Annotated in this window: 8 protein-coding genes and 1 riboswitch; of the genes, 5 read left to right on the top strand and 3 right to left on the bottom strand. The window is 39.6% G+C overall.

All coding sequences use genetic code 11. The annotated features are described in order from the left end of the window. Positions 1–24: 24 nt before the first annotated feature. On the bottom strand, positions 25–849 hold the full coding sequence (locus AC1DRF_RS11140) for a YqhG family protein (protein WP_013059169.1): 825 nt from the start codon (positions 847–849) through the stop codon (positions 25–27). Continuing rightward, complete coding sequence (locus AC1DRF_RS11145) at positions 836–2,509, bottom strand: DEAD/DEAH box helicase (RefSeq protein ID WP_377572736.1); 1,674 nt, start codon at positions 2,507–2,509, stop codon at positions 836–838. Before AC1DRF_RS11145 ends, AC1DRF_RS11140 begins: the two co-directional genes overlap by 14 nt. A 180-nt stretch (positions 2,510–2,689) precedes the next feature. Next, positions 2,690–2,782: riboswitch (glycine riboswitch) on the top strand. 212 nt (positions 2,783–2,994) lie between these two features. Between AC1DRF_RS11145 and gcvT the strand changes: the two genes are divergently transcribed. Genes gcvT through gcvPB form a run of 3 tightly spaced genes read left to right on the top strand, consistent with a single transcriptional unit; the run spans position 2,995 to position 6,933 of the window. Then, on the top strand, positions 2,995–4,095 hold the full coding sequence (gene gcvT / locus AC1DRF_RS11150) for a glycine cleavage system aminomethyltransferase GcvT (protein ID WP_427075291.1): 1,101 nt from the start codon (positions 2,995–2,997) through the stop codon (positions 4,093–4,095). A 20-nt stretch (positions 4,096–4,115) separates the two neighbouring features. Further along, positions 4,116–5,462: an aminomethyl-transferring glycine dehydrogenase subunit GcvPA gene (gcvPA, locus tag AC1DRF_RS11155; protein ID WP_043976247.1), complete on the top strand. Its 1,347-nt coding sequence runs from the start codon at positions 4,116–4,118 to the stop codon at positions 5,460–5,462. Then, on the top strand, positions 5,455–6,933 hold the full coding sequence (gene gcvPB, locus AC1DRF_RS11160; RefSeq protein WP_427075290.1) for an aminomethyl-transferring glycine dehydrogenase subunit GcvPB: 1,479 nt from the start codon (positions 5,455–5,457) through the stop codon (positions 6,931–6,933). Before gcvPA ends, gcvPB begins: the two co-directional genes overlap by 8 nt. Positions 6,934–6,977: 44 nt before the next feature. On the opposite strand, the gene AC1DRF_RS11165 is transcribed toward gcvPB, so the two are convergent. After that, complete coding sequence (locus AC1DRF_RS11165) at positions 6,978–7,361, bottom strand: rhodanese-like domain-containing protein (RefSeq protein WP_013085006.1); 384 nt, start codon at positions 7,359–7,361, stop codon at positions 6,978–6,980. 230 nt (positions 7,362–7,591) lie between these two features. On the opposite strand from AC1DRF_RS11165, the gene AC1DRF_RS11170 reads away from it, so the two are divergent. Next, complete coding sequence (locus AC1DRF_RS11170) at positions 7,592–8,425, top strand: lipoate--protein ligase family protein (protein WP_477740747.1); 834 nt, start codon at positions 7,592–7,594, stop codon at positions 8,423–8,425. A gap of 312 nt (positions 8,426–8,737) precedes the next feature. Continuing rightward, positions 8,738–9,395 (top strand): ribonucleotide reductase N-terminal alpha domain-containing protein (locus AC1DRF_RS11175; protein ID WP_477740748.1); only part of this gene is annotated, 658 nt, incomplete at its 3' end.

The raw sequence follows: 9,395 nt of genomic DNA on the forward strand, positions 1-9,395 counted from the left end.
GCATATTATATGCTCATCTTTTTTTTAACCGGCTTGTGTTTTGTTAAATTGACGAGACATCGTTTCAGGCGATATGTAAAATAAGCCACCGTTTATAAACTTAAACAAGATAGTCGGCTCGTACAGTTCTTGAAGCGCTGTTTTTTCGGTCATATATATTTCTGGCAGCTCTTCTGCTGTTTCGTAAAAATGATCTAGAAGCGCTAAGTCTTCATACCATCTCTCCTGCGCTTTTTCAGCCCATTCAGTTGGCTGAGCTTTAACATAGTCAGTCACATATGATGTGAGTCGTGCGATGGCACTTTTAGGTTTAATAAAAGGTGAGAGAGTAAAGCAATAGTCTGAGATTTTAGATGACAAATTTTGATTAATGATTAATTCATGAAATGATTCAATAATCTGTCCATTGATTAAATTAATGCCAAGCGACAAGAGCTCATCTTTTTTACGATCGCATTTGTATGAGACTTTAATATTTAATGCAAGCCAAGGGTGTAAAGGCTGATTTGTTGGCTGAGCTGAGGCAACTTGTTCATACAAGTGAATAAACCCGCCTAGTTTTTGAGTAGAAGCGAAAATTTGGTGCAGCCTAGGTGAACCGAAATGAATTCGTTCTCCTTGAACGGAATCGTCTTCAAATGCTGGGTCTGTAATGAAAGTGAGCGAAGCAGGAGTTGCTTCTCCTCCCGTCTTTTCAATATAGTGCCAATAAAATGGACGATTCATCAATTCTTTATCGAGTTCAATCGTTAATTGAACCGTCAGGTAAGAAGATGTTTCTGTGACAATAGAACAATTATTAGCTAGAAAATAACGCTTTAAAAATTGGTGAATATCAGTTTGCTGCATGCTGATCCTCCTCGCTGTCTTCGTATTGAATAATAGACGTCAAGTTCTCCATTTTGATTTTTATTTCTCCTTCACTCCGTGAATGAAATAAAATATCCTGAATATGCTCTTCGATATTTTTTAAATCAAGCTTTGTTAAAATATCATCTAGCTCTCCAACAACTCGTTCAAAAAGGTTTATTTTTTCGTATAACAATTTTAAAATATGTTCTTCGACCGTATGTTGAATGGCTAAATTGTAAATGTGAACATCATGTTTTTGACCTAAACGATGGACCCTTCCAATTCGCTGTTCTAGACGCATTGGATTCCACGGCAGATCATAGTTAATGATATGATGACAAAACTGAAGATTGATTCCTTCTCCGCCTGCTTCAGTGGCAATAAATACTTGCGCGTGGCTTTCAAAAAGCTGCTTCATCCAGTCTTTTTTACCTCGCTTAAATCCGCCTCTAAAAGGTACAGAGGTAATTCCATGCTGTTTTAAATACCACTGTAAATACAGTTGAGTTGCTCTGTACTCAGTAAAAATAATGACTTTATCATCAATTTTCTGAACGAGTTCTAGCACTTTTTCTGCTTTTGCATTTTGCGGAACTTGCTGAAGTAGTTCCATTAACGGAGTAATCATATGTTCCGTTAATGCGCTGTTTGGATCTTCCTGACGTTCCATCATGTTTTTTAATGTCATATACACCGCTTCACGGCTGCTGCAGGCCTCTCGCTGCAGGGTTAAAATTGAAAAAGCGCTTGAAGGGTGGAGTCCGTTTCCTTTAAAAGATGTAATCGCATCGTATAGCTCCCGTTCTTTCGGCGAGAATTCAACAGGAATGGTTTGAACAATTCGCTTCGTCCATTCGATACCCGTATCGTGGCGGCGATTTCGAATCATAACTTTGTTAACAAGCTCTTTTAAGTGTTCATCGTTTTGCAAAGAGCGTTTTTTAGCGGAAAATAATTCTTCGAAATAGTCTTTATTGCCGAGATGACCAGGCTTTAAAAGAGAGACTAAGTTAAAAATTTCTTCAATTCGATTTTGAATCGGTGTTGCGGTTAGCAACAGACAAAATTTCTTTTTTAGACTTTGCACAAATTCATAGTTTTTTGTTTTGTTGTTTTTAAGTTTATGAGCTTCATCAATGATGATGAGGTCGTAGTCTTGTTCTAGCACAATTTCTCGATGAGGAGAACGTTTTGCTGTATCAATTGAAGACACAACGATGTCACACTGATCCCACACATATGATTTTCTTTGAGGGACTGCGGGAATATAAAATTTTTGGTTCAATTCCATAGCCCACTGTGAAACAAGCGAAGCTGGAACTAAAATGAGAACTTTTTTAACAAGTCCGCGAATCATATATTCCTTCAAAATTAACCCTGCTTCAATCGTTTTGCCCAGTCCTACTTCATCTGCTAAAATGGCTTTCCCATTCATTGTTTCAACTACTTGTTTGGCTACTTCGAGCTGATGAGGAAGCGGCGTTAAATCGGCTAGATGTTTTGGGCTTTGTAGTCCTTCAAATTCTGAGATAAGCGTTTGGTCTTCTATTTCATAGGCAAGTTTATACAAATCCCATGCAGACCAAGGRCCGTCTTGCTCCAATTTAGTTGAGAAGGCTGCTTCCCATGTTTCATCGATGTTTAATTTCACTTTCATGATAAAAATGCTCCTTTGTGAAAAATTTTTATTGAACAAATGATAAGAATCAGGTAGGATAAAAATATATTTAGAAAATTTAAAAAAGAAAATAGATTAGCACTTTACAAATGATTGTGTGAATAAAGATAGATACATCTTTCAGTAGTATGCCCAACTTTACCAACTTTATAGAAGCGAATGACGACACGGGGAGAGACTACTTGAATGTAGCGCCGAAGGAGCAAGCAATAAAATTGTGAATCTCTCAGGCAAAAAGACTCTTGTTTGACGCAACTCTGGAGAGCGTCTATGCATTTATAGACCACCCACGAGGCAAACCTATTCATTTATAGGTAAACTTTCAGGTGAAAAGGACAGAGACTTCCTACTAAATACAGTAGGGGGTTTTCTGTCCTTTTTTGTTTGGATAAATAGTGATCCCCACACTATTTGAAAACTCCCCGTTATGAAAAGTTTCACGTGAAAAAGAGGAGGACATAAATATGACAACAGAATTACACAAAACGCCGCTTTATGATACCTATCAAAAATATGGTGCCAAAACAATTGATTTTGGAGGATGGGCTCTTCCCGTTCAATTTTCTTCTATTAAAGAAGAGCATGAAGCTGTACGTACAAAGGCAGGCCTTTTTGATGTCTCTCATATGGGAGAAATTCTTGTAACAGGAGCTGATAGCTTAGCTTTTCTTCAGCACACGATGACAAATGACGTTTCTACCCTCGTAGATGGAAAAGCGCAGTATACGGCTATGTGTTATGAAGACGGAGGCACGGTAGATGATTTGCTGATTTATAAAAAAGCAGATCAAGAGTATTTGCTAGTCGTAAACGCTGCTAATATTCAAAAAGACTATGAGTGGCTGGTGTCTCACAAACAAGGAGATGTAACGCTCGTTAATCAGTCTGATGAAACTGCGCAGCTAGCTTTGCAAGGTCCTGTAGCAGAAAAAGTTTTACAAACGTTAACGAACGAAAATTTAGCTTTGTTAAAGCCATTTACATTTGCTGATGATGTAGAAGTAGCGAATGTAAAAGCTCTCGTTTCACGTACTGGGTACACCGGGGAAGATGGCTTTGAAATTTATTGTTCTTCAGCTGACGCAGCTCACTTGTGGACGGCTATTTTAGAAGCAGGCAGTGATGAAGGTGTGCTGCCTTGCGGATTAGGAGCTCGCGATACGCTTCGTTTTGAAGCTACTTTGGCTTTATATGGCCAAGAGCTTTCAAAAGATATTACGCCCATTGAAGCTCGAATTGGATTTGCAGTAAAGACGAACAAAGACAGCTTTATTGGAAAAGAAGTGTTAAAAGAACAGCGTGAAAGCGGGGCACCTCGTAAGCTGGTAGGAATTGAAATGATTGATAAAGGTATACCAAGACACGGTTACGAAGTACTTGCAGATGAAGAACAAATTGGATTTGTGACAACAGGTACACAGTCACCGACATTAAAGAAAAACATCGGTCTAGCACTATTGTCAGCAGAGTATACAGAGCTTGGTCGAGAAGTGGAAGTGCAGGTTCGGAAAAAGCGCTTAAAAGCAAAAGTGGTTTCAACACCTTTTTATAAACGTTCAAAGTAAGCTTTGGGGAGGAATTTAACATGTTACATCGCTATTTACCAATGACAGAACAAGATCAGCAGCAAATGTTAGCAGCAATTGGTGTTTCATCTGTTGATGATTTATTTTCAGATATTCCGCAGCGCGTTCGTTTTCAAGGAGAATACAATATTAAAAAAGCGGCTTCAGAGCCTCAGCTGTTAAAAGAATTAAATAGTATGGCTGCTAAAAATGCTCATTTAAAAGACTATGCTTCTTTTTTAGGAGCAGGAGTTTACGATCATTACATGCCGGTTATTGTTGATCATGTTATTTCTCGTTCGGAATTTTATACGGCCTATACTCCGTATCAACCGGAAATTTCTCAAGGAGAACTTCAGGCCATCTTTGAATTTCAAACAATGATTTGTGAGTTAACGGGGATGGACGTGGCTAATTCTTCTATGTATGACGGAGGAACTGCTTTAGCAGAAGCCGCTATGCTCAGTGCGGGTCAAACAAAAAAGAAAAAAGTACTTGTCTCTGCGGCTGTTCACCCTGAGTCAAAAGATGTGTTAAAAACGTATGCGAAGGGTCAATACATTGAAGTGGTAGAAATCCCTTCAGCAGACGGCGTAACAGATATGATTGCATTAGAAAAAGAGATGGGGAGTGACGTGGCAGCTGTTATTGTCCAGTATCCAAATTTCTACGGACAAATCGAGCCGTTAAAAGAAATTGAAGAAATTACCCATCAAGAAAAATGCATGTTTGTGGTTTCAAGCAATCCTTTATCATTAGGTTTACTTACGCCTCCTGGAGAATTCGGAGCTGATATTGTCATTGGAGATGCACAGCCATTTGGTATTCCAAGTCAATTTGGAGGCCCGCACTGCGGATACTTTGCAACTACGTCTAAGCTTATGCGAAAAATCCCAGGACGATTAGTAGGGCAAACGGTCGATGAAAACGGTAAGCGAGGGTTTGTTTTAACCCTTCAAGCGCGTGAACAGCATATACGCCGCGATAAAGCGACGTCTAACATTTGTTCAAATCAAGCGTTAAATGCTTTAGCAGCATCAGTTGCAATGACAGCTTTAGGCAAGCAAGGTGTAAAAGAAATGGCGCTGCAAAACTTATCAAAAACGCATTATGCATATGAAGCGTTAAAGGCAAAAGGGGTAAATGTAGCATTTGAAGGACCGTTTTTTAACGAATTAGTCGTGAAGCTTCCGGTTTCGGTAACAGAAGCAAACAATCATTTATTAGCATCAAAAATAATTGGCGGTTATGATCTTAGCCGTGATAACCAAGCGCTTGAAAATCACATGCTGCTTGCTTTTACAGAGCTCCGTACAAAAGAGGAAATTGACCAACTTGTAAATGAATTGGGGGATCTTCATGCTTAATCAAAATCAATCACTTATTTTTGAAAGCAGTAAAGAAGGGCGAATCGGCTATTCATTGCCAGAGTTAGATGTGCCGCAAGTAAATGCTGAAGAACTGCTTGGGAAAGCGTATGTGCGTACCAAAGCTCCTGAGCTTCCTGAAGTATCAGAACTCGATATTATGCGTCATTACACCGCGCTTTCAAAACGAAATCACGGGGTAGACTCAGGGTTTTATCCGCTTGGTTCATGTACGATGAAATATAATCCAAAAGTGAATGAACAAGCAGCACGCATTGCTGGGTTTGCGCATATTCATCCGCTTCAAGATGAGCAAACGGTTCAAGGTGCTCTCGAACTTTTATATGATTTACAAGAGCATTTAACAGAAATTACAGGAATGGATGAAGTAACACTTCAGCCAGCAGCAGGTGCTCACGGCGAGTGGACCGGGCTTATGATGATTCGTGCCTATCATGAAGCAAATGGTGAGACGCAGCGAACAAAAGTCATTGTTCCAGACTCAGCTCACGGAACGAACCCGGCTTCGGCAACAGTTGCGGGATTTGAAACGGTAACGGTAAAATCAAACGAACATGGTTTAGTGGACTTAGAGGATTTACGCCGCGTAGTAGGAGAAGATACAGCCGCTTTAATGTTAACAAACCCAAATACGCTGGGATTATTTGAAGAAGATATTTTAGAAATGGCTGAAATTGTTCACGCAGCAGGTGGAAAGCTTTATTATGATGGTGCAAATTTAAACGCAGTATTAAGTAAAGCCCGTCCTGGAGATATGGGGTTTGACGTTGTTCATTTAAACCTTCATAAAACGTTTACAGGCCCTCATGGAGGAGGCGGTCCTGGCTCTGGTCCGGTAGGGGTAAAAGCAGATTTAATTCCGTATTTGCCTAAACCAGTGCTTGTGAAAACAGAAGAAGGTTATCACTTTGACTATAACCGTCCTCAGTCAATTGGACGTGTAAAGCCGTTTTACGGCAACTTCGGTATCAACGTTCGCGCTTATACGTATATTCGTTCAATGGGTCCAGACGGCTTAAAAGCGGTGACGGAAAACGCTGTGCTAAATGCCAACTATATGATGCGTCGTTTAGCAGAACACTATGAGCTGCCGTTTGACCGTCACTGTAAGCACGAATTTGTTTTATCTGGAAAACGTCAGAAAAAGCTTGGCGTGCGCACACTGGATATTGCGAAACGACTGCTTGATTTTGGCTATCATCCGCCGACTATCTACTTCCCGCTTATCGTAGAAGAGTGCATGATGATCGAACCAACGGAAACGGAGTCGAAAGAAACGCTAGATGCGTTTATCGATGTGATGATTCAAATTGCAAAAGAAGCAGAAGAAACGCCTGAAGTCGTACAGGAAGCTCCGCATACAACGGTTGTGAAACGCCTTGATGAAACGCTGGCAGCGAGAAAGCCAGTTCTTCGCTATCAGAAAGAACAGGCTGTTCAAAACGTCTAACAAAAAACCTCGCCCAAAGGCGAGGTTTTTCTATATACATACCATTATTTTTTCTTTTTCACTTTACCGTTCCACATTTTGAAGCCGCCTTTTAAATCATAGATTTCTTGAACACCGTGGCGACGAAGCATTTGTGCTGCGCGTCCTGTGCGCATTCCGCTTTGACAATAGATGTAGACAGGTTGATCTGGACGAAATTCTTTAATGCGCATACGGAACTGTGAAAGAGGAATATTTCGTGCGCCTAAAATATGTCCGTTTTCGAATTCATTCGGTTCACGAATATCAACTAGCTGTGCCTTGCGGTAGCCGCTGCGGAATTCTTCTTCAGTTAACGTTTTCATAATGCGACGTTGGACAAAGAACATAACGACAGAGTATATGATGATTACTCCAAGTAAAATGAGTACTGCTGTAATTGCTGACATGCTGATTCTTCCTTTCTTCGACAAAATCCATACTCTTATTATATAAGTGAATGAAATTAGAAGTAAAGCGATTTTGCCTTGAATCTAGCGGATTTCTTCCCGAAAATGAAAAAACTACCACATTTGAATTCACAGTTTTATGTTGCTCTTTGCTTTTCCTTAGCTCAATCTTTTGGTAGACTAAAAAACGGATTTATTTTTTATATTACATATAGCTGAGGATGAGGTAGATGAAAGCAAAGTGGAGATTTATTGATTCCAACAACCGTTCGCCTTATTACAATATGGCGTTAGATGAAGCGTTATTAGAATGGCATAGTAAAGGAGAAATTCCACCTACGATTCGTTTTTACGGATGGAACCCTCCAACGCTGTCAATCGGTTATTTTCAAAAAGCTGAAAAAGAAATTAACTTTGATAAAGTAAAAGAATTAGGGCTAGGCTTTGTAAGACGTCCAACGGGCGGCAGGGGCGTGCTTCACGATGAAGAGCTTACTTACAGCGTAATTGTATCTGAAGAGTATCCTAACATGCCCAAGACAGTTACAGAGGCATATCGCGTAATCTCTGAAGGTTTACTGGAAGGATTTCGTTCGTTAGGGCTCGAGGCTTATTTTGCTATTCCTCGTTCAGAAGAAGAAAAAAATAGCTTAAAAAACCCTCGTTCGTCCGTGTGCTTTGATGCTCCTTCTTGGTATGAACTAGTTGTAGAGGGCCGCAAGATTGCTGGAAGTGCCCAAACTAGACAAAAAGGAGTTATTCTACAGCACGGCTCTATTCTGTTAGAGATTGATGAAGATAAATTATTCAGCGTGTTTAATTATCCAAATGATCGCGTGAAAGAAAGAATGCAGCGCGCATTTCGTTCTAAAGCGGTAGCCATTAATGCAATTGCGGGCCGCAAAATCTCTATTGAAGAAGCAAAAGAAGCGTTTTATAAAGGATTTGCTTCTGCTCTTGATATCGATTTAGAACCGTATACACTGTCTGAAGAAGAGGAAGCATCTGTAGAAGAACTAGCGCGCACAAAGTACGGATCGGATGAATGGAACTTTAAGCGCTAAACGGATGCCCATGGGAAATAGATAAAAGTGCAACTTCTTATAAGTTGCACTTTTTAGTGGGATTTTTAGAAACAATGCTTGGCTAATAGAATACATAGGGAAGAAAAGTCAAACACTTTTTTTACGAAAAAAAAAATATTTCACTTGACACCCTTCTATATGTAGATGTTTGGAGAAGTGTCAAATACTATATATTGAATTCGTCCAAGCCGTGTGGTAAGTTATTGATAGTTGATTGAAAAACTTTATTTCCTTTAAAAGGAAATAAAGTTAATAAATTTATAGATGTTCGATAGGTAAGGAGTTGTGAGAATGACTGTTTTGTTAAATCAAAAAGTGAATATGAATGTTGAAAAGCTCAATTCAGATATTGAACGCTTTCCGCAAGTACATCCGATTACACCGGATATGAAGTTGACTCATAAAGGTGTTTCAAGATTGGTAATGTTAGACCGCTATGCGTTTAAAGATACGGAAAAATTAACGTTATCAGAAGGAGATTTTGTTGTTCTAACCGTAAAGGAAGATCCAAAATTTCCAGCACGAGGACTTGGCTATGTGGAAAGCATTAATTTTGAGCAAAAAACCGCTGTTGTCAAGGTAGAAGATGAGTTTAGAGGAGCTTTATCGCCTGAAGAAGCAGAAAACGGATTAATTACTCGTTCTTTAGATGTCATTGAAAAACCTCTAGAAGTCTTCTATGAGCAAATTGCAAAACGTAATGCAACAGGCTTAGCTTCTGTGGAAAAAACAGAAGAAAAGCGTAAAGAGTGGTTTGAAAAGTTCTATCAAGAGCTTGTTCAGCTAAACTTTGTACCAGCTGGCCGCGTTCTTTACGGTGCAGGTGCTGATACGGACGTAACGTACTTCAACTGTTATGTAATGCCTTATGTAAAAGATTCACGTGAAGGTATTTCAGAACACCGCAAACAAGTAATGGAAATCATGAGCCGTGGAGGCGGTGTTGGAA

The sequence above is a fragment of the Priestia sp. P5_B4 genome (assembly GCF_056400385.1).